This is a genomic window from Corynebacterium sp. LaCa_282 (genome assembly GCF_057198125.1).
Genome location: NZ_CP191095.1, coordinates 2,437,828 through 2,457,488, shown reverse-complemented (window position 1 = coordinate 2,457,488; position 19,661 = coordinate 2,437,828). Strand labels below are relative to the sequence as shown.

Here is a 19,661-nt window from a genome sequence, read left to right as displayed (position 1 = left end):
GTGACACAGATTTTTGGCTCCGGGTTTATACCCGGAGCTTTTTTGCGTGCTGGGGCGGCAAGCACTCGGCATCGACCACGCGCCGGGCCATCGCCCGGTCCCCCATCTTGGCCGCAAACGCCATGCGCATGGTGATATCGTGCGCGGGCGCGGGGCCACAGGTTATGGCATCCCCGGCAGAAATGCGCCCGAGCGTAATGACGCGGAAGTACACGCCGCAATCACCGCGCGCGGTCCACCGCTTGAGCCAGCCCTTCTCCTGCACCCAGCCGGAAAAGGTCGCGCACGGCTGGCGGGGTACGGAGACCTCGAGAGTGGTCGTACCGATGTGGAGGCGTTGATTGATAAGCAGCGCGGACAGATCAATGCCGCGCGTGGTGAGGTTCTCCCCAAAAGACCCCGAAGCCAGCGTGCGGCCCAGCGAATCCTCCCAATAATCCAATTCCTCGCGGGCATAGGCATAAACGGCCTTGTCACTTCCACCGTGATGATCGCTATCGCCAATAGAATCGCCGCGCACGCCAGAACCATCGCCGTAATTGGGGCCGGGAGCGGAGATATCGATGAAGTCTTGTGGGCGCTTGTCGATGCCCGAAAACTCATGCCTCCCGCTCGGATCTGGCCCGCGTACGGCGACGTTGGTGGAAATAACCTGCATATTAGTCACTGTAGTCGCGGGTAAGGGCCTCCGCAGTGAGAATATCCCGGTAAAACAGCTCTGGGGCCAGCGAGACCGCCTCCGCTAGCTGCGGGAGGGCGTTATCTAGCGCAGAGGCCACGGCCGCATCCGTCAGCTTCCCATTGGCCACCCCACGTGCGGCAATGGCAAAGACATAGGAAATAAACGGCATCCAAGCAGAGCCGCCAAGATCCGTGTTTCCTTCCCCAAAGGCGTCCAAGGCGAGCAGGGTGTGCAATACCGACTTATCAACGCCCAATTGCTGCAGCGTCACCCGCAATTGCAGCGCGGTAGAACGCAGGTTGGACATGGTTCCCAGGCGGGTTAGCGCCAAGTCGTTATCGAAGCACTCGCGCAGCGCGGCGATGCGGTGGGCGTCATCGCACAGCTGCGAGCTGTCCGTTGCAGGCGTTGGGGCCTCGCCGGTGGCGCTCATGAGCAGCATGGGGCGGGTGACATCGTCTACTCCCGTGGTGGCCGTCCGCCACAGCGAGGGGGAGCCGGACTGTTCGACGTGGGCCTGGTTGGCATCGGCAAGCGCGGCGAGCACGGAAGAAGGATCCGCAGCCTCTTGCCCATCGCGGCTAAAGGAACGGGTGATCAGGCCCGTGCGCACCAACGCGCGCATGCGCTGGCCGCGCTCGAAGTCCACCTGCATGAGCGCATCGAGGCTGGCGCGCGGATCGGCCTCGATGTCCTTGATAACGCCCTCGAAGGTCTCCTTGGCCTTGGGGGCAAGGCGACGCAGGGCGGCATAGGTCTCCCACGTCCCGGCGGTATTCTCACTCTCGCCGTCGTGGAAGATAATGAGCGAGCTCGCCGGCGGGTACTGCGGGGCGGCGAGGTCGCTGGCCGGTTCATCCTCGCGGAAGTCCACGATGAGATCGCCCGCTTCGTGCAATTCCTCCGGTAGCTTGAAGCCCTCCTCTACCGGCTCCAAGGGCAGCGGCTCGCTGGCGGGGTTGCCAAGCGGCCATGCCCACGCCAAAAGCTCCACCTCTTCCTCGTGGGTTTGCTCGGGCATAAGAATGCCGTCTTCGATGGTGGCGCGGGCCACCAGTGGCGCCTTGCGCACCGTGGCGATGGCGGCATAGATCAGGTCACTTGCCGCGGTTGCCTCGTATTCCATCACGCGGCGGTCCATGCTGCGCTTAAGGTGCGCCGCGCGCTCCTTATCCGGCAGGCCCTCCAGGTACTCCTCATAAGACAGCGTGGACCACAGGAGGTAGAGCTCCAGCGAGGACTTCTTGGTCAGCGCGGCCTTGAGGGCGCGATTGGGCACGGAGAGGGCCGTCGTCGCCTCCGTTGAGCCATTGGCGGTGACGAGATCCCGGATCTTCTGGTTCTTATCAATGACCACGAATTTCGCCAGCGGCAGCGGCTCCGGCGAGTGCACCGTAAAGAGCGCATCCGCATCCAGCTGATCCGCCAGGATGACCTGCTTATCCATATAATCCACGGGCTCGGCCGCGGTGCGCTTCACGCGCGTGCGGATGGTCGCCGGGATGACCTCAAAGGTCAGCTCGTAGCCGGCTTCGCTGCTGATGGTCTCCTCGCGCACCGATTCGTCTTCCCCAAATACGCGCTGGCCCTTTTCCATGTGAATGGGCTTATCGGGGGACGAGGCCAAAGCATAGCTAAACGGTGACAGGTTCCCCAGCGCATCGATGAAGCGGAAGTTGGTTCCGCGGGGCCCCTCGTTCTTGGAGCGCATGTGGAGGGTTTCGGCAAAGTTGAGATAGTGGACATCGACAAGCTCTTCGCCCTTAAACAGGCTAAAGCGGTACCGGCCCACCCAGGGGTCCTCGAAGACGTCGCCGGGTAGAACCTCATGGATTCCCTCCGGCAGCTCATCTTCTAAGATTTCCTCCTCTTCCCCACCGATGGGGACATAGGTCAGCTGCAGGTGCAGTGGGGTATTGACCAAGAGGCGTGGGGATTTCGTGTACACCAGCTCGCCGTCCAACCCGCGCGCGTTGGGCAGGGACTTGACCGCCATATCCCAGGAAAAATCCGCGCCCTCCGCAACGGTGATGGTGGCCTTGTCCTGGCGTGGCACAGCGATGGAGAAGGAATCTTGTGCCGCTACCTCAAAGATGGACCAGCCTTCCCACGCGCCATGCGGGCGCGGCTGGCTATCCGGGGCGGGAGTTAGCTGCGTGCCGGTCGGTGCGATGAAGGTGTACGCGCCCTGCGGGATGGGCTGCGTGCTATCGACGGGCCGGTGCGCGGAATCGAGCAGCAGGCCACCATTGGCAATACCCGCAAACTCCAGCGTCTGCTCCGCAAACGTTACGGCAAGGTGGGTAAAGGGCTGCGGCATGGAAACCCACAAGCCAGGTTCTTCACCGGCGACGTAATAAAACTTGCGGGTGACCTCCGTGCCATCCAATAGCTGCGTGGTCACGGTCCATTGCGGGTCTTCTGGTTCATAGGCCGCGCTTACGGCTGGCAGGTAAAGCTCTAAAGTATCGGTATCCGGCGCGAGGCGAAGATGCGGGACCCCCTGAAAAACCGCCGCGTCTAGAAAAGATGATAGCTGGCTACGAAACTTCTCCTGGCTCATTTACACCAGCCTAGATCATTTTTGAAAAGATGTGGATTCTGCAGGCAGAGGGCAAAAAGAAGGCTTTCACCACCGCCGGTGATGAAAGCCTTCGCGCGCGATTAATCGCCTGGATTAGTGGAAGAAGTTCCGCCACGCATTCGGGTTGATGGTGATGATACCCAGCTTTTGCGCCAAGAAGGCAATGGCCCCGATGGCCAGCGAGGCGATACCGGCACCGGCGATGCCGGCGAAGAGCCCGCTCTTGGAGGAACCGTCACCGCCATTGTCATTGTTGCCAGGCTGATCGGATGCAGAATCGTCTGCTTGGTCGTTGCCGCCCTGGTCATCGTGCTTTACCCACCATTCATTCAAGGTGAGCTTGGCCAAGGTGGTGTTATCGATGTAGTCACCGCGCACAGGGTCGGTGTGGGTGGCCTTCGCGCGAAGGGCCTCGGAGCCAGCGCCCTTGAAGAAGAATGGGACCACCTGGTTGGTGTGCTGCGTGGAGTACCACTGGTGGCCAGAGGGCAGGGTGTTGCCACCGCCACCATTCATGGAGTTGAACTTACCCTCAGAGCGCTCATTGGCGCCGGAGAGGTATCCCGTCTCGTGGTCAGCGGTAACGACCAACAGGGTCTCGTCCCAGGAGGAGTTTTCTTCTACCCAGTCGATGGCGGCATCGACGGACTTATTGAAGTCCTGTACCTCTTCGATATCGCGGGCGGATTCGTTGCCGTGGCCGCTCCAGTCGATGGCACCGCCTTCAATCATGACGTGGAAGCCCTCGTCATTTTGGCCCAGCGCGTTGAGGGCGCCGGTGGTCATGGTGGGAAGATCCACGACATCGTTAAACGGAATGTCATAAGGCACTGTGGACTCGCCGGAGCGCCCCTGCTGCAAGGTAGAGGCCACAGGCGCCAGGCCGAAGTACTTCTCCCCCGCCGCGACATCGCCTTGGGCCAAGGCCTCAAATTGCTCCTTGGTTTCGGCGTAGTTCCAGTCGGACTCGCCGGAAGACAGCTTGTTGTAGACCTCTTCAGATAGGTACTTGTACTTGGCCTCATCCTTCTTCTTATTGTCATCGTCGTAGAACGGGTGGCCGGCACCCATGATGACATCGAGATCAGAGTTGAACATCTCATCCGCAATCTCAAGGTAGTTATTGCGGGAGATATTGTGCGCGGCCCAGGCAGCTGGGGTGGCATGGCTAAACGGCACGGAGGAGACCACACCGGCGGATTTTCCGGCCTTCTTGGCGCGCTCGGAGGTGTTTTCCTGCTCGTGGCCGTAATCGTTCACGCCCAGCTTGCCGTTATCGGTCTTCACGCCGGTGGACATGGCGGTGCCGGCGGCGGAGGAATCGGTGTATCCCTTATCCACGTACTCATGGCTAGCCCACGCCTTTTGTGGGTCATAGGAAGAGTTATTTGGGTAAGTGGTCATGGACAGGCGGTTGAAGTCTTCGAAGCGCTGCACGGATTCGCCGTCGAGTTCTTCTGGTCCTTCGGCGCTAAATGCGCCATCGACCAGGTACTTGGATTGGCCGGTTTCGTAGAGGTTATTGAATGCCACGTGGCCATAGCCCATGCCATCACCAATCATGTAGATGATGTTCTTTGGGCCCTGGGATTCGGCGGCGGTGGCTGGGGCAATTGCGCCAGCGGTAGCCACGGTTGCGGCTACGGCAGCGGCGCCAATGCGGAGAGAAGTGCGCATGAATTGTCCTTTGTGGAAGTGAGAGACGAAGAGATGGCGGCCTTGCGAGCAAGAGAGAAACGACCCAGACATGGCTGGGCGCAAAGCCTTGAGTTGAAGATAAAGACGCGATTTAACCACGAAAGGAACTGCGCGTTAATAGCTCCTAAACACTGCCGGAACATTCCGTGGCGGGCCTTAGTCCTTGCCCCAGGCCCCCTCCGCCACCGCCGGAGTGCCAGCCCGGTGCCGGATTAGTGAAGCAAAACCCACCTCTGCCTACCCCGCGCCGGGCTGGGGCTATTACACTGTGTGTTTATGACTAAACCGAGCGATTCCACGTCGTACCGCTACACCCCTGAGCTGGCGAACCAGATCGAAAAGACTTGGCAGCAGTATTGGAAGGACCATGAGACCTTTAACGCGCCGAACCCGGTCGGTTCGCTAGCCACGGGTGCGGGCGAGCTGCCCAAGGAAAAGCTCAACGTGCAGGACATGTTCCCCTACCCTTCCGGTGCGGGCCTGCACGTGGGGCACCCGTTTGGTTATATCGCCACTGATACTTACGCCCGCTATAACCGCATGCTGGGCAAGAACGTGCTGCACACCATGGGCTACGATGCCTTCGGCTTGCCGGCCGAACAATACGCCATCCAGACCGGTACGCACCCGCGGACCACCACGATGGCCAATATCGACAACATGCGCCGCCAGCTGGGCATGCTGGGCTTGGGCCACGATCCGCGCCGCTCGGTGGAATCCACGGATCCAGAATTCTTTAAGTGGACCCAGTGGATCTTCTTGCAGATTTATAATTCCTGGTTCGATGAAGAGCAGCAAAAGGCCCGCCCCATTGCTGAGCTCATCAAGGAATTGGAGGCCAATAAGCGCACCACCAAGGACGGGCGCTACTACGAGGACTTGTCCGCGCAGGAGAAGGCCCAGGCCGTCGATGAGTTCCGCCTGGTGTACCTGTCCAACTCCACGGTGAACTGGTGCCCAGGCTTGGGTACCGTCTTGGCCAACGAGGAGGTCACCGCGGAAGGCAAGTCTGAGCGCGGCAACTTCCCGGTATTCCGCAAAAATCTGTCCCAGTGGATGATGCGCATTACCACGTATTCGGATCGCCTGCTCGATGATCTGGAGCTGCTGGATTGGCCGGAGAAGGTCAAGTCCATGCAGCGCAACTGGATCGGTCGCTCCCGCGGTGCGGAGGTAACCTTCCCTGCGGAAGGCTACGGCATCGACGTGTTTACCACGCGCCCAGATACGCTCTTTGGCGCGGAATACGTGGTCTTGGCACCGGAGCATGAGCTTGTCGATGCCCTCTTGTCCCCCATTCCTTACGACGATGACGTGGATGAGCGCTGGACCTACGGCAACGATGACCCGAAGGAAGCCGTCGAGTCCTACCGCGCGGATATCGCAGCGAAGTCGGACCTGGAGCGCCAGGAAAACAAGGAAAAGACCGGCGTATTCTTGGGCACCTATGCCACCAACCCGGTCTCCGGCAAGCGCATCCCGATCTTCATCGCAGACTACGTGCTGACCGGTTACGGTACCGGCGCCATCATGGCGGTACCCGCGCACGATACGCGCGACTATGAGTTTGCCCAGGCCTTTGGCCTGCCAATTACGGAGGTCGTCTCCGGCGGCAATATCGAGGAAGAAGCCTGGACCGAGGACGGCGCGTTGGTAAACTCCGCCAACGATAAGGGCCTGGACCTCAATGGCCTGAATAAAGCGGAGGCCATCGCCCAGGCCATCGAATGGTTGGAAAAGGACGGCTCCGGCCGCGGCAAGATTCAGTACAAGCTGCGCGACTGGCTCTTCGCCCGCCAGCGCTACTGGGGCGAGCCCTTCCCCATCGTCTACGACAAGGACGGCATGGCCCACCCGCTGCCAGAGTCGATGCTGCCGGTGGAGCTGCCCGAGGTGGAAGACTACAAGCCGGCCTCCTTCGATCCTGACGATAAGGACTCGGAGCCACAACCGCCGCTGGCCAAGGTCCGCGACTGGGTAGAGGTAGAGCTGGACCTAGGCGATGGCCCGCAGACCTATTACCGCGATACCAACGTTATGCCCCAGTGGGCGGGTTCTTCCTGGTACCAGCTGCGCTATATCGATCCCCGCAATAGCGAGGCCTTCTGCGATATCGAAAACGAGCGCTACTGGACCGGCCCGCGCCCAGACGAGCACGGTGAAAACGATCCGGGTGGTGTGGATCTGTACGTCGGCGGCGTCGAGCACGCCGTGCTGCACTTGCTCTACGCCCGCTTCTGGCACAAGGTGCTCTTTGACCTGGGCTTTGTCAGCTCGCAGGAGCCGTATCGCCGCCTGTACAACCAGGGCTATATTCAGGCCTACGCCTATACCGATTCCCGCGGCGTATATGTCCCTGCGGCCGAGGTAGAGGAAAAGGACGGCAAGTTCTACTACAACGGCGAAGAGGTCAACCAGGAATACGGCAAGATGGGCAAGTCCCTGAAAAATGCCGTGGCCCCGGACGATATCTGCCGCGACTTCGGCGCCGATACCCTGCGCGTGTACGAGATGTCCATGGGCCCGCTGGATACCTCCCGCCCGTGGGCGACCAAGGACGTCGTCGGTTCGCAGCGCTTCCTGCAGCGCCTGTGGCGCCTGGCCATCAATGAGGACACCGGTGAAGTGGCAACTACCGATGCCGAGCTCACCCAGGATGACCTGAAGCAGCTGCACCGCACCATCGCGGGCGTGCGCGATGATTATGAGAACCTGCGCCTGAACACGGTCGTGGCTAAGCTCATCGAGTACGTCAACTACCTGACCAAGACCTACCGCACCGAGGCACCGCGCGCGGCGGTGGAGCCCATCGCCCAGCTGGTCTCCCCCATCGCCCCGCACATTGCGGAGGAACTGTGGCAGCGCTTTGGCCACGATGAGACCATCACCTACGAGCCACTCCCCTCTTTTGAGGAGAAATACCTGGTAGATGATGAGATCCAGGTGCCAGTGCAGATCAACGGCAAGGTTAAGTCCCGCATCAACGTCGCGGCCGATGCTGACCAAGACGCCGTATTCGAGGCCGCTTTTGCCGATGCCAAGGTGGCCGACCTTACCTCCGGCAAGAACGTGGTGAAGAAGATCTACGTTCCCGGCCGGATGGTGAACCTGGTGGTTAAATAACCAATGAGCGTGGACGTCTCGGGCCTCTCGCCGTCCAATCAGGACTACCTCAAGGCCCTGTTTAAGCTGGGCGAATGGTACGACGAGCCCGTGACGGTGAAGATGCTCGCCCAGCACATAGGCGTTAGGCTCTCCAGCGCGTCGGATGCGGTGCGGCGGCTAGAGAAAAAGGGCCTCGTCACCCATACGCCTTATGGTGCCATCGGGCTGAGCGCCGAGGGGCGTGCCTTTGCCCTTGCCATGGTGCGGCGCCACCGCCTCATCGAGACCTTCCTGGTGGAATCCCTGCACTACCGCTGGGACCAGGTCCACGCGGAGGCTGAGCAATTGGAGCACTGCGTCTCCGATTTCTTCCTGGAGCGCATAGACGCTGAACTGGGGTTTCCGCGCCGCGATCCGCATGGAGACCCCATTCCCAGCGCCGCGGGTGACTACCCCGCAGACTACGCTGCGACCCCCGCGTCCGAGCCAGGAGATCTGCGCAAACTCAGCGATTTAGAGCCCGGCGAGGCCGGCGTAGTCGACCGCATTAGTGATGCGGATGCCGATCTGCTGCGCTTTTTCAGCGAGAATAACCTGACCATCGGCGCTGCCGTGAGCGTGCGCGAAAGCCAGCCCTATTCCGGCGGGATGGCCGTGCGCGTAGAGGGTAACCAAAACGAGAATGCCCAGAATGAACATTCCGCGGCGTTTTCTTTGAGCTCCCATGCAGCCCGCGCCGTGTGGGTGCGCATGTAACTTTCCTGCCCCTCTCCCCTTCTTTTCTGAAAGAAGGGGAGTATTTGCGCATGTCAACGGTGGTTAGTTGCGGCGTAGTTAAAAGTACGTTAGATCTGTAGTTGAAGCAGAAAGTGCGCTTCGGCGCAGCCACTAAGGAGCGAGATGACTACAGCCTCGACGCCACCCTGCGGCACTAAGACCGCCGCTAATCTTGTGTATTTTTCCTCGGTCAGTGAAAATACCCACCGTTTTGTCCACAAGCTGGGCTTTCCAGCGGCACGCATTCCTTTGCAGCCGAAGCGTGAAGGAATGCTCTATGTCACCGAGCCCTTTGTGCTCATCGTCCCGACCTACGGCGGCGGCAATATCAAGGCGGCGATTCCGGTGCAGGTGCGCCAATTCCTCAACGTTCCGGAAAATCGCGCACTCCTGCGCGGCGTCATCACCTCTGGAAATACCAATTTTGGTGAGGCGTATTGCTGCGCCGGGCCACAGATAGCCCGAAAGTGCGGCGTGCCTGAGCTCTACCGTTTTGAGCTGCTCGGTACCGACCGCGATGTTGCCCGCGTACGGGAGGGGTTGCAGGACTTCTTTGCGCACCACCTCTACCCCACCGCCCACGCGTCCATTGCCTGACGGCTAGGGCCTCGAAGACAAAGAAAAGAGAAAGTACCGATGAAATATCAAGAGCTCATTGAGCGATCCCAAACCCCGCCGCATTTTCGCCACGATGCCTCCACCCCGTTGCGCCCAGTGAACTGGAATCGCATCTGGGATGATAAGGATTTAGAGGTGTGGAACCGCCTGACCTCGAATTTCTGGTTGCCGGAGAAGGTCCCGCTTTCCAATGACCGCAACGATTGGTCGCGCATGGATCCAGCCGAGCGCGATCTCACCATTCGCGTCTTTACCGGCCTGACGCTACTGGATACCGTGCAGGCCACCGTGGGCGAAATCAGCCAGATTCAAGATGCCCGGACGGAACATGAGGAGGCCGTTTATACCAATATAGCCTTCATGCAGGCCGTGCATGCGCGGAGCTATTCCTCCATCTTTTCCACCCTGGCCAGCACCGAAGAGATCGAAAAATCCTATGCGTGGGCCGTGGATAACCCAGTGCTGCAGCAGCGCGCGACCAGTGTGATGGTGCATTACTACGGCGACGACCCACTAAAGCGCAAGGTTGCCTCTACCCTCTTGTCCTCGTTGCTGCTGTACGCCGGCTTCTATCTACCACTGCATTTTAGCGTGCACGGGAAGCTGACCAATACCGCTGACATGATCAGGCTCATCCTGCGGGATAAGGCGGTCCACGGCTACTACTCCGGATACAAGTTCCAGCGGGGGCTCGACCACGCCACGGACGCTCGCCGCGAAGAAATGCGCGAATTCACCTTTGACCTCGTGCGCAAGCTCTATGACCTGGAGATGCGCTATTCCGGCGAGCTCTATGAACCATACGGGCTTATGGATGATGTCGCTACATTCGTGCGTTACAACGCTAATAAAGCCCTGATGAATCTGGGCTATCCCAACCTCTTCCCGTACGAGGAATGCCAGGTCAACCCGAAAATCCTCGCGGCACTCACGCCAGGATCAGATGAAAACCACGACTTCTTTTCGGGGTCGGGGTCCTCTTATATCATCGGCAAAGCCGTAGAGACCTCCGATGCCGACTGGGATTTCTAAAACTTACAAGTCTCCACACGAAAGGACACACATCATGAAACTTCTTGTACTCGTTGGCAGCCTGCGGCGGGAAAGCATTGCGAAGAAGATCGCCAACCATGCCATTGAACTCGTTCCCGAGCACGTAGAGTGCCAGCGCTATGACCTGCGTGACCTCCCGCTCTATGATTTCGACTATGACGATCCTGGCGTGGAGGATAAACCCACGCCGGGACAATACACCGATTTCCGCAACGCGATTAAGGATGCGGATGCCATTTTGTTCGTGACCAGCGAGAATAACCGGACGATCCCGGCGTGCTTAAAAAATGCCATCGATATTGGGTCCAAGCCCAATTCCGATGTCGCCTGGAAGAATAAGCCAGCTGGCATCATCAGCCACTCCGTCGGCCGCATGGGTGGCTATTCTTCCCACAAGAATGTGCGCCTAGCCTTGTCCTACTTCGACATGCCGATGCCCGGTCAGCCCGAGGTATTCTTGGGCAATTCTCCCGAGCTCCTTGGTGAAGACGGAAAGATCGAGCCGTCCAGCACCATCGAGTTTGTGAAGGACTACCTCGAGCGCCTTGTAGCCCTGGTACCTGCGGCTCCGCAACAGTAGGAGCTACCTCTACCTAGCAGCGAGGCGGTTAATCCCAGTATTCCGTGGCGCAGAGCGCTATGCCGTGCGCCCGGATTCCCTGGCCCGCCTCAACTGGGGCATCAACGATGAGCGGGAGCCCGTCGATTTCGCATACCCAGAACTCCCCTCCCCCAAACTCATTGGTCTTTTTCTCGACATTGTTTACGGTGCCCGCTAGCTCTACCTGCGGGTTGAGCAGGCTGGGCTTGTAGTTTTGATAGAACCGTTCCGTGGCCGGGGATCGCAGCGAAAACTCCGCCGGTTCCGTTAATTCATAGTCCAGCGCAACGACTGCGGGCCGCACGCGGCCGCGCAGTTTTTCGCCGCCCACAGGGTTGCCGGTAGGTAGCGTGAAGGGGGCATCGCTAAGCACTGCCCACCGCAGATCTTCCATTTCTAAGATGCCAATAAATGGCATGGCGCGATACAGGGTTGCCTCTACGTCTTCCCCACTCCGGAACGACGGCAAGACGGTCCATTCCCCCTCGTATTCCATCGCCGTTACGGCGATGCCGGAGGGATCCGCGTAGTAGCGCACTTGATCGAAAGCAGGTGCGTCCCACAAGGTCCGCTCTGCGGGAAGGTCTGCGACGAGTTCCTCCGTGTCCAGGAAGTCGAATCCGCAGGCGCTAAAAAGTTTATCCATGCCCGCCATCATAGACAGGCGTCTGCTCAATCGGAGTTGCGGGCGGTCTGAAAATAGGCCAGTTTTTACTTAACAGAAACTAAATATGGAGAAAAGCAACCGAATATTAACACCAATAAATAGGTTATAAAAAGCGAAGTACATACGGTTAAACCGGCAAAAGTATGGAGCACGCGAATTATTGGTACGATTAATCCAAGCCGTTTAATAATGTTGGGGGTTGATGGGTCAACTGTCACAGTCAATACACGGTTGAGTAATCAACTGCGCAGGGTATAATACCATTTAAGTCAAAAGCTAAAGGGAGAGATGCCGTGCGCGCAGAGGAAAGTGCGGCGTGGGCGGATTTTGTAGCGATGCAGCGGGCGCTGCATAAGGAGTTGGCCAACGCGCTGCAGGCAGCCGCGAATGTGAGCGAGGCCGATTATGCGGTGTTAGCCGTCCTGCAGCGCCGCCGTGGGCAGAGCACCTGGCCGCATGAGTTGGCTGCGGAACTGGGGTGGGAAAAGTCGCGGTTGCACCGACAACTGGTCCGGATGGAGGGGCGCAAGTTGGTGACAAGGCGGCACGCGGAGGAACTAGGACCCCGAGCTATTGAAGTCACAGTGACGAAAATAGGTGAGGGAGCATTCGCCGCAGCATTGGGCAGTCATACCGCGAAAGTGGAAGAAAAGGTGGTCTCTGTCCTAACGGAAGAGGAGCTGCGGCAGTTGGGATCCATCTCGAGGAAAATCACGCGGCACTTGGCGGGCGGCGCCTAGGCCGGAGGCACAGAAAAGGCACCCCGCCAGGAGTAACGGGGTGCCTTTCTAGCTGTAGGCCCTAAAGGCCTTAGGCCTTAGGAAATCTTCAACACCGTGCGGCCATGGTGGCTGCCGTTGATGAGCGATTGTGCTTCCTCCACCGCATCTTCCAGCGGGAGGGTATTGGTCAGGGACTCCAGGATGGACAGGTCCAAGGTGCGGGCGAGGAGCTGCCAAGCATTCTGGCGGTAGTGCAATGGGGCATCGACGGAGTTCACGCCGGCTAGGTGCACGTTGCGCAGGATGAAGGGCATGACTGTGGCGGGCAGGTCGGGGCCGCTGGCCATACCGGTGGCGGCAACGGTGCCGCCCCACTTAGTGCGGGCCAAGACATTGGCCAGCTCCTGAGAACCGGAGGTGTCTACGGCGCCGGCGTAGATGGCCTTTTGCAGGGGCTTGCCCGGCTCGGTGAATTCGGAGCGGTCAATGATCTCGTGCGCGCCGAGCTCGTGAAGGTAGTTGGCGTAATCGTCGGGGCGGCCGGTCATGGCGTGGACCTCGTAGCCGGCATTGCGCAGAAGGTTGACGGCGATGGAGCCGACGCCGCCGGTGGCACCGGTGACGAGGACGGGGCCCTCGGGAAGCCCGCGCAGCGAGTTAACGCACAGTGCCGCGGTGTAGCCGGCGGTACCGACGGCAGCGGCCTGTTCCGCGGTGAAATCTGCTGGCAGGGCAACGGTGGCGCGAGAATTGACGCGCTGTTTCGGGGTGTAGCCGCCGTGGCGGAATTCGCCGAGGCCATCGCCGAAGGAGGCAACGAGGGTGCCCACCGGCAGGCGCTGCACGTTGGACTCGGATACGGTACCGACCACGTCGATACCGGGCACCAGCGGGTTGGTGCGGACGACGCCGGGATCGCCGGTAATCGCCATTGCGTCCTTGTAGTTCAGCGAGGAATAAGAGACGTCAACGGTCAGGTCACCCTCGCCCAGGAATTCCCCTTCCTCAAAGGAGGTGGTGACGGATTTATCTTCGTTACGGGTAACAAGTAGCGTGCTCATGCTCACCATGATACGTGAATTGTGATGCAACCATTTTTGGGCAGCTAAAGGTCGGGGGAGCAGAGCTTGGCGATGTCCCCCGCGGTCTGCTTGGCAAAGGGGCTCACCCCGGTAATGGTTGCGGATCCTGGGCCCGTCCAGGTCCCGTAGCCGACGAGGAACAGGCCCTTGACGGTGGGGGTGCGGCCATCGAGAAGCGCGCGGAAAGGCCCCAGCGCCGGGCGGAACCCGGTGCACCAAATGAGGTGGTCTGCCTCCACCTCATCGAGGCTGGAGAACATCGGGGAGGCCTTAAGAAGGCCCTCATCGCGGGCGCGTTTGACGGGAGGAACAACGACGATATCGCCCAAGTTGGTATCCGCGCCGGGATCGGGCTCGCCGCGCATCATGGCGTTGAGGCGGGCGCGGTTGCGCTGAAAGAGCACCCGGCCGTCAACGTCATCGGGCATCCACCGCGGCGGCTTCGCCGTAAACCACGTGGTGTCTACGCCGGAGAGCACGAGCTCTGCGGCTATCTGGGCCCCGGAATTGCCGGCCCCAACGACGGCGACGGACTCACCGCGGAAGGGATCGGGCCCGGGGTAGACCGCCGAGTGCCATTGCCGCCCGCCAAAGGAACCGGGGTAATAGGGGATAAACGGCGAAGACCACGTGCCCGTGGCGGCTACCACCGTGCGCGCGGTGAGCCGCTCATCATCGGTGGTGACGTGAAAGCGCTCGCCATCGTGGGTGACCTCCTGGACCCGCACGGGCCTGCGTACGGGCAGGTCATAGCGCTGCTCGTAGCGAGTGAAGTAGTCGATGACGTGGCTGGCGGGCGGGAAGCCCTCATAGTGGGGCATCGGCCAGCCGGGCAGGTTGGAGGAGGCGCTATTGCTAAATAGCGTGAGCGATGGCCACGCGTGACGCCAGGCCGCGCCGGGGGCGGGCTCGGCATCAAGGATCTGGAAATCGAGGCGCTTTTTCCGCAAGTAATAGCCCGTAGCTAAACCTGCTTGGCCGCCGCCGATAACGATGCAGTCCAGCATTAAATCAGTTTCCTTTCGCGGGCCACAGTTACCGCGGCAGTGCGGGTGTCTACGCCCAGCTTTTGATAGATGTGAATGAGGTGTGTTTTCACGGTGGCCTCAGAAATAAAGAGCTGGTTGGCCAGTTCCTTATTGGACGATCCGGTCGCGAGGGCGCGCAGGATCTCCAGTTCCCGGGTGGACAGGGATTGCTCCGGCTGCCCTACGCGCTGGGCCAATAAGTTTATTACCTCTGGGGCGAGGGTGCGCTGGCGCGCGGCGGTGTTTAACACGGCTTGGTGCAGCTCTTGCTCGGGCGAGTCCTTAAGCAGATATCCCATTGCGCCGGCCTCGACCGCGGCCAAGATATCGGCTTGGGTGTCATAAGTGGTCAAGATGAGCACGGGCGGGCCACCTGCTTCGGTGACCTTCTTGGTGGCGGTGATGCCATCGACACCTGGCATTTGGATATCGCAGACGACGACGTCGACTTCGGGGGCATCATCGGTAAAGAGCTTGTCCACGTCCGCGCCGTTATCGCCTTCCATGACCACGCGGACATCGGCAAAGGTATTAAGAATCGCGCGCAGCCCGGCGCGGACGACGGGGTGGTCATCGATAAGCATGACATTAACCATGGGGCTGCTCCTTGAGGGGGATTCTGATGGCAAGGGCGGTGCCGTCGCCGGATTCGAGGCTCAGGGAGCCACCGACGCTCTCCACGCGCTGGGACAATCCTTGCAGGCCAAAGCCGCTATCGCCGCGGTGCCGTGGGGGCGCAACTACACCGTGCCCATTATCCACGACGTCCAGGGTGACCGCATCCTCAAAAAGGCCCAGGGTGACCACCGCGCGGGAGGCGTGCGCGTGCTTGATCACGTTATTAAGGCCCTCCTGCGCGGCACGCACGACCACTTGCTTGATATCGGTGGGCACGACTTTGCTACCGGAAACGACAAGCTCAAAGGTGGTATCCCCGCCCAAAGCCTCCGTGCGTCGGCGCATCTGGGACAGGATGGAATCCAACTGAGTCTCCAGGCGCTCATCGGGACCGGCGAGCTCGCGGACGAAGCGACGGGCCTCGGCCAGGTTCTCGCCCGCGGTGTCCTCGATGACGGCGAGCTGCTCGTTCTTGGTCTCTAGATCATCGGTCGTGCGGGCGGCGCGGGATAGCAGCAGGATGGAGCTTAACCCTTGGGCCACGGTGTCATGGATGTCCCGGGAGAGGCGTTCGCGTTCCTCTAGGCGCCCGGCTTGGTGCTCGCTGGCGGCCAGCTCAGCTTGGGTTTCTTGCAGCTGCTTGGCGATGTCCCTGTGGTGCGCCGCCTCTGCCTGCAAGCGGCGCTGGATATAAAATACGCCCGCGGCAAACGTGGTGCCGATAAGCGGACCTATAGCCGCTGCAATTGACCATCCGTCCGGGTGCAGCCAGGCGGGGATAAAGGCGGCCGCCGCCCATAGCGCCGTGATGGAGATAAGCCCTGGCCACTTGGGCAAGGCACGCAGGAAAACGAAGATAAGCGGGAACTCGAGCCACATGAAATCCTGCGCGTGGACCATGAGCCCCAACCAGAGCAGGCACAGCCCGGTGAGCCAGAGCCAGGTGGGAATCCAGCGCGCGGCCGCGTAGACCACCGCAAGGCCTACGGCCAACACGATGGCGCGGGCGTCTAAGCGGTCATCGATGTAGGCGCGGGCCACGCCGAAAAGCAGCAGGAACGTGAACATGGCGTGTAAGCCCCAGAGCCATAATTTCTGTCCAGAAAACACAATTTCCTACAGTATCTGCCGGAGGGTGGATGAGGGATCAACCAGTTGGTTGACTGGAGGTTCAACTAGGCCGCCGATTACTTCTGACCTGCGCAAAGGGACTATAGAAGTATGTTCTTAGCTATTCGTGAAATCACCGCCGCGCGCGGCCGCTTCGGGCTCATCGGCGGCACCGTAGCGCTTATCACCCTTCTTTTGGTTATGCTCTCCGGCCTGACGGAGGGCCTATCCAAGCAAAATACCTCGGCGCTTGAGGCCGTGGCGCAGGAGCACCCCTACGTCAGTTTTTCTACCGAAGAGCCCGCCTATAACGAGTCCGAGATCCACGAGAAGGTTCTCTCCGGCGATGCGATTGCCTTGGGCACCGCGCAAACCAAGTTGGAGGGCGAGGGCGCGGTAGGTGTGATGGGCCTGCCGTCCGGTACGACCATCCCCAATACCAACGCCACCATTCCGGAAGATGGCGCCGTCCTGTCTGACACGATTGATGCCTCCGGCACCGTGAATATCGGCGGGGTAGACCTTTCCGTAGAGGGCACCGTCGCCGAAACGCAGTTCTCCCACTCGCCGGTGGTATGGGTATCTACCCAAACCTGGCAGGAGGTAAGCCACGCACCAGAGGGTGTGGTCGGCACGGTTGCCCTGCACTCTGAGGAGGTGCCCGGTTCGGTCGAGATGTCCGATTCCTTCAACGGCCTGCCCGCTTACCAGTCCGAGCGCGGTTCGCTGCTGACCATGCAAGGCTTCCTCTACGGCATCTCCGCGCTGGTCACCGTGGCCTTCCTGACGGTATGGACCCTGCAGCGCACCCGCGATCTCTCCATCCTGCGCGCCCTGGGCGCCACGGTGCGCTACCTGCTGCGCGATGCCCTGGCCCAGGCCGCGCTGATTTTGGCGGCCGGCACCATCCTCGGCGCGTTCGTCGGCTGGCTGCTTGGCCTGCTGGCCTCCGGCACCGTCCCCTTCGACGTATCCGTGCGCACCATCATCATTCCCGCGGTCGGCATCTGGATCCTGGGCATGGCCGGGGCCTTGGTCTCCACCCGCCGCGTAGCCAAAGCCAACCCCCTCGATGCATTGGGAGGAAATGCCTAAAATGTCCACCATTCTTGATATTCGCAACGCCACCGTCACCTTCCAGGACGGCACGACGACTACTACGGCGCTTGATGATGCCACCTTTAGCGCCGACTCCGATACCCTCACCGCAATCGTGGGCGAGTCCGGTTCCGGTAAGTCCACGCTGCTCTCCGTCGGCGCCGGGCTCATCACTCCGGACTCCGGCACCGTCGAGGTCAACGGCACGAACTCCATCATCTTCCAGCAGTCCAACCTGTTGTCCTCGCTCAAGGTGCGCGATCAGCTGCTCATCATGGACCACATGGCCGGGCGCAAGCTGCGCAAGGATCGCGCCGATGAGCTGCTAGAATTCGTTGGCCTTAAGGGCACGGGCAATCGTCGCATCGGCCAGCTTTCCGGCGGCCAGGCCCAGCGCGTCAATATCGCGCGCGCCTTGATGGATGAGCCGAATCTACTGCTTGCCGATGAACCCACCTCCGCCCTCGACTCCCACCTTTCCCAGGAAATCATCCGCCTGCTGCGCGATATTACCCAGGAGATGCACACCGCCACCGTGCTCGTAACGCACGATCGCTCCTTGCTCACCTTCGCCGACCACGTGGTGGAGGTTAAAGACGGCCGCGTGAGTAAGCGGGACGCTAGCGTTGCATAACGAGCAATCGCGCGATGGACTGGGGCATCGCCGCAGCGATCTGGGAAGCGGAACAAATGCCGAAACCATCGGGGGTATGCGCCGCGATGGCGGCCGCGTGCTGGTGTAGGGCGGCGGCGTGGAGGATCTCCATAATGATGTACTCGGCATCGGCCTTTTCGTGGTCGATCTGTGCGATCGTCGCGCCGAGGATGCCCGATAAAACGTCGCCGGAGCCTGCGGTGGCCGCATAAGAGTGGCCGGCATTCATCCCATAGATGGCCTGGCCGGGCGCGGTCACCGTGGTGATTCGGCCCTTGTGCAGGATAAAACAGTCCAAGTCCTCGGCCAGCTCGCGCTGGCGCGGGCCCACGCCCTCGCTGAGATCGAGCTCGCGGCCGAGGGTGGCCTCGTAAAGGCGGCGAAATTCCCCCGCGTGCGGCGTGAGAATGGCGCATGGGTGGGCGCGTACGCGATCGCGCAGCTCAGCGTTCTGGGCGAGCAGCGTCAGGGCATCGGCATCCAGGATCGTGGGCAGCTCGCGATCTAAGACGGCGCGGAGTTCGCGCGCCGCCGCTTCATCGGTGCCGCGGCCAGGACCAACCACCCACGCCTGAGCATGTACCTTGTCCTCGGCGCTCGGGTGAGGAACCACCTCGGGCAAGTGGGGGACCACGGCATCGTTATCTATTACCCGCACCATGGATGGCGTGGCGCGCACCGCGCCGGTAGCCGCCAGGATGCCCGCGCCGGGATACGCGTTGCTGCCAGCACAGATGGCGGTGACCCCGCCGGTGTATTTCGTGCTCGAAGCGTGGGGAGTGGGATCCACGATGGGCCCTGTGCAGCCCACGGGCTTGGGGGCGGTGACGTGGCCGAGGGGGGCATCGGCAAGCACGGGCTCCCCGGGCCACTGGAAAGGGAGATCGATGGTGGGCTCGTTGGCGATATAGCCCGCCGGCTCAGCCGTGGCCGTTAGCTCCTCCGCAAAGGAGCGCGGCGCGTTGGGCAGCTGCAGATCGCAGAGCACCACCGTGCCGCATTCCGGGGCGAAGATATGGCCGGCGCGCGCCCAACCGAAGCTCACGGTAATCGTGGCCTCGACGGCATTTTCCGCGGCCACGCCCGTATCCGCGTTGATGCCAGAAGGGATATCCACCGAAAGCACCGGGATATCGTGCTGCTTGGCCGCGCGGTACGCGGCAAGGCCCGCACCGCTAAGCCCGCGGGTGGAGTTGAGGCCGGCGACGGCATCAATGAGTAGGCCGGTAGCCTCCGCGTGCGGTTGATCTGTAATGGTCCCGCCGGCAGCGGTAAAAGCTTGCAGCGCTGGGTCGTGCGCAGCATCGGCGACGAGTATCGCGTCAACGCCATAGCCCTCCTCGGCGAGGAAAGCGCCTGCATAAAGGCCATCGCCGCCATTGCCGCCAGGCCCGGCGAGGATGGTGATGCGGCGAGGCGCAGGGCCCGTCAGCATGGATTTCGCCGCGGCGGCAACGCCTCGGGCGGCCAGGCGCATGAGCTCATCATCGTGGCTCTGCTGCGCGAGGAGCGCGGATTCGGCGGAACGAACGGTGGATACACTATAGGCAGGTCGCATGCCCG

Annotated in this window: 17 protein-coding genes; 8 read left to right on the top strand and 9 right to left on the bottom strand. The window is 61.0% G+C overall.

Features of this window, described 5'->3' with window-relative positions:
- Nucleotides 1-25 precede the first annotated feature (25 nt).
- From ACP8KU_RS11535 to ACP8KU_RS11525, 3 genes are all read right to left on the bottom strand, one after another.
- On the bottom strand, nt 26-658 hold the full coding sequence (locus ACP8KU_RS11535) for an MOSC domain-containing protein (protein ID WP_023028005.1): 633 nt from the start codon (nt 656-658) through the stop codon (nt 26-28).
- Nucleotide 659: 1 nt separating this feature from the next.
- Entirely contained in the window at nt 660-3,245 is a 2,586-nt protein-coding gene (locus ACP8KU_RS11530; RefSeq protein ID WP_023028004.1) for a hypothetical protein, read from the bottom strand.
- A 114-nt stretch (nt 3,246-3,359) separates the two neighbouring features.
- The gene (locus tag ACP8KU_RS11525; protein ID WP_244262117.1) at nt 3,360-4,943 is read right to left on the bottom strand and encodes an alkaline phosphatase; all 1,584 of its coding nucleotides are present in this window, start codon (nt 4,941-4,943) and stop codon (nt 3,360-3,362) included.
- A 297-nt stretch (nt 4,944-5,240) separates the two neighbouring features.
- Here ACP8KU_RS11525 and leuS point away from each other — a divergent pair, with 297 nt between their 5' ends.
- The 5 genes from leuS (at nt 5,241) to ACP8KU_RS11500 (ending at nt 11,097) form a co-directional block, all read left to right on the top strand.
- A complete protein-coding gene (gene leuS, locus ACP8KU_RS11520; protein ID WP_023028002.1) occupies nt 5,241-8,087 on the top strand; it encodes a leucine--tRNA ligase in 2,847 nt (948 codons plus the stop codon).
- Between the two features lie 3 nt (nt 8,088-8,090).
- Nucleotides 8,091-8,825, top strand: coding sequence for a metal-dependent transcriptional regulator (locus tag ACP8KU_RS11515; RefSeq protein WP_484483782.1), 735 nt, complete (start codon nt 8,091-8,093; stop codon nt 8,823-8,825).
- Between the two features lie 144 nt (nt 8,826-8,969).
- Entirely contained in the window at nt 8,970-9,443 is a 474-nt protein-coding gene (gene nrdI, locus ACP8KU_RS11510; RefSeq protein WP_484483781.1) for a class Ib ribonucleoside-diphosphate reductase assembly flavoprotein NrdI, read from the top strand.
- A 39-nt stretch (nt 9,444-9,482) separates the two neighbouring features.
- Complete coding sequence (nrdF, locus tag ACP8KU_RS11505) at nt 9,483-10,496, top strand: class 1b ribonucleoside-diphosphate reductase subunit beta (protein WP_023016372.1); 1,014 nt, start codon at nt 9,483-9,485, stop codon at nt 10,494-10,496.
- Between the two features lie 34 nt (nt 10,497-10,530).
- Nucleotides 10,531-11,097, top strand: a complete 567-nt coding sequence (locus ACP8KU_RS11500; RefSeq protein ID WP_023016371.1) for an NADPH-dependent FMN reductase — start codon at nt 10,531-10,533, stop codon at nt 11,095-11,097.
- A 28-nt stretch (nt 11,098-11,125) separates the two neighbouring features.
- Here ACP8KU_RS11500 and ACP8KU_RS11495 read toward each other — a convergent pair whose 3' ends face one another.
- Nucleotides 11,126-11,764: a hypothetical protein gene (locus tag ACP8KU_RS11495; RefSeq protein WP_484483780.1), complete on the bottom strand. Its 639-nt coding sequence runs from the start codon at nt 11,762-11,764 to the stop codon at nt 11,126-11,128.
- A 314-nt stretch (nt 11,765-12,078) separates the two neighbouring features.
- On the opposite strand from ACP8KU_RS11495, the gene ACP8KU_RS11490 reads away from it, so the two are divergent.
- A complete protein-coding gene (locus tag ACP8KU_RS11490; RefSeq protein ID WP_484483779.1) occupies nt 12,079-12,525 on the top strand; it encodes a MarR family winged helix-turn-helix transcriptional regulator in 447 nt (148 codons plus the stop codon).
- Between the two features lie 77 nt (nt 12,526-12,602).
- On the opposite strand, the gene ACP8KU_RS11485 is transcribed toward ACP8KU_RS11490, so the two are convergent.
- The 4 genes from ACP8KU_RS11485 to ACP8KU_RS11470 are packed head-to-tail and all read right to left on the bottom strand — an operon-like array spanning nt 12,603 to nt 16,303.
- A complete protein-coding gene (locus ACP8KU_RS11485) occupies nt 12,603-13,577 on the bottom strand; it encodes an MDR family oxidoreductase (protein WP_005275849.1) in 975 nt (324 codons plus the stop codon).
- A 35-nt stretch (nt 13,578-13,612) separates the two neighbouring features.
- A complete protein-coding gene (locus ACP8KU_RS11480; protein WP_484483778.1) occupies nt 13,613-14,596 on the bottom strand; it encodes an NAD(P)-binding domain-containing protein in 984 nt (327 codons plus the stop codon).
- Nucleotides 14,596-15,213, bottom strand: coding sequence for a response regulator (locus ACP8KU_RS11475; protein ID WP_126319973.1), 618 nt, complete (start codon nt 15,211-15,213; stop codon nt 14,596-14,598). Before ACP8KU_RS11475 ends, ACP8KU_RS11480 begins: the two co-directional genes overlap by 1 nt.
- The gene (locus ACP8KU_RS11470) at nt 15,206-16,303 is read right to left on the bottom strand and encodes a sensor histidine kinase (protein ID WP_484483777.1); all 1,098 of its coding nucleotides are present in this window, start codon (nt 16,301-16,303) and stop codon (nt 15,206-15,208) included. The genes ACP8KU_RS11475 and ACP8KU_RS11470 overlap by 8 nt, the downstream gene beginning before the upstream one ends.
- A gap of 153 nt (nt 16,304-16,456) precedes the next feature.
- Between ACP8KU_RS11470 and ACP8KU_RS11465 the strand changes: the two genes are divergently transcribed.
- Together ACP8KU_RS11465 and ACP8KU_RS11460 are read left to right on the top strand one after the other, a co-directional pair.
- Nucleotides 16,457-17,440, top strand: coding sequence for an ABC transporter permease (locus ACP8KU_RS11465; protein WP_237799822.1), 984 nt, complete (start codon nt 16,457-16,459; stop codon nt 17,438-17,440).
- Between the two features lies 1 nt (nt 17,441).
- Nucleotides 17,442-18,077 carry an ABC transporter ATP-binding protein gene (locus ACP8KU_RS11460; RefSeq protein ID WP_237799823.1) on the top strand — a complete coding sequence of 212 codons (636 nt, stop codon included), beginning with the start codon at nt 17,442-17,444 and terminating at the stop codon, nt 18,075-18,077.
- Here the strand turns inward: ACP8KU_RS11460 and ACP8KU_RS11455 are convergent.
- On the bottom strand, nt 18,064-19,656 hold the full coding sequence (locus ACP8KU_RS11455) for a bifunctional ADP-dependent NAD(P)H-hydrate dehydratase/NAD(P)H-hydrate epimerase (RefSeq protein ID WP_484483776.1): 1,593 nt from the start codon (nt 19,654-19,656) through the stop codon (nt 18,064-18,066). The genes ACP8KU_RS11460 and ACP8KU_RS11455 overlap by 14 nt on opposite strands.
- Between the last annotated feature and the right edge of the window lie 5 nt (nt 19,657-19,661).

Coding starts and splice junctions, on each gene's coding strand:
- ACP8KU_RS11535 (WP_023028005.1), bottom strand. CDS start 658: ATGCAGGTTATTTCCACCAACGTCGCCGTACGCGGGCCAGATCCGAGC.
- ACP8KU_RS11530 (WP_023028004.1), bottom strand. CDS start 3,245: ATGAGCCAGGAGAAGTTTCGTAGCCAGCTATCATCTTTTCTAGACGCG.
- ACP8KU_RS11525 (WP_244262117.1), bottom strand. CDS start 4,943: ATGCGCACTTCTCTCCGCATTGGCGCCGCTGCCGTAGCCGCAACCGTG.
- leuS (WP_023028002.1), top strand. CDS start 5,241: ATGACTAAACCGAGCGATTCCACGTCGTACCGCTACACCCCTGAGCTG.
- ACP8KU_RS11515 (WP_484483782.1), top strand. CDS start 8,091: ATGAGCGTGGACGTCTCGGGCCTCTCGCCGTCCAATCAGGACTACCTC.
- nrdI (WP_484483781.1), top strand. CDS start 8,970: ATGACTACAGCCTCGACGCCACCCTGCGGCACTAAGACCGCCGCTAAT.
- nrdF (WP_023016372.1), top strand. CDS start 9,483: ATGAAATATCAAGAGCTCATTGAGCGATCCCAAACCCCGCCGCATTTT.
- ACP8KU_RS11500 (WP_023016371.1), top strand. CDS start 10,531: ATGAAACTTCTTGTACTCGTTGGCAGCCTGCGGCGGGAAAGCATTGCG.
- ACP8KU_RS11495 (WP_484483780.1), bottom strand. CDS start 11,764: ATGGATAAACTTTTTAGCGCCTGCGGATTCGACTTCCTGGACACGGAG.
- ACP8KU_RS11485 (WP_005275849.1), bottom strand. CDS start 13,577: ATGGTGAGCATGAGCACGCTACTTGTTACCCGTAACGAAGATAAATCC.
- ACP8KU_RS11480 (WP_484483778.1), bottom strand. CDS start 14,596: ATGCTGGACTGCATCGTTATCGGCGGCGGCCAAGCAGGTTTAGCTACG.
- ACP8KU_RS11475 (WP_126319973.1), bottom strand. CDS start 15,213: ATGGTTAATGTCATGCTTATCGATGACCACCCCGTCGTCCGCGCCGGG.
- ACP8KU_RS11470 (WP_484483777.1), bottom strand. CDS start 16,303: ATGTTCACGTTCCTGCTGCTTTTCGGCGTGGCCCGCGCCTACATCGAT.
- ACP8KU_RS11465 (WP_237799822.1), top strand. CDS start 16,457: ATGTTCTTAGCTATTCGTGAAATCACCGCCGCGCGCGGCCGCTTCGGG.
- ACP8KU_RS11460 (WP_237799823.1), top strand. CDS start 17,442: ATGTCCACCATTCTTGATATTCGCAACGCCACCGTCACCTTCCAGGAC.
- ACP8KU_RS11455 (WP_484483776.1), bottom strand. CDS start 19,656: ATGCGACCTGCCTATAGTGTATCCACCGTTCGTTCCGCCGAATCCGCG.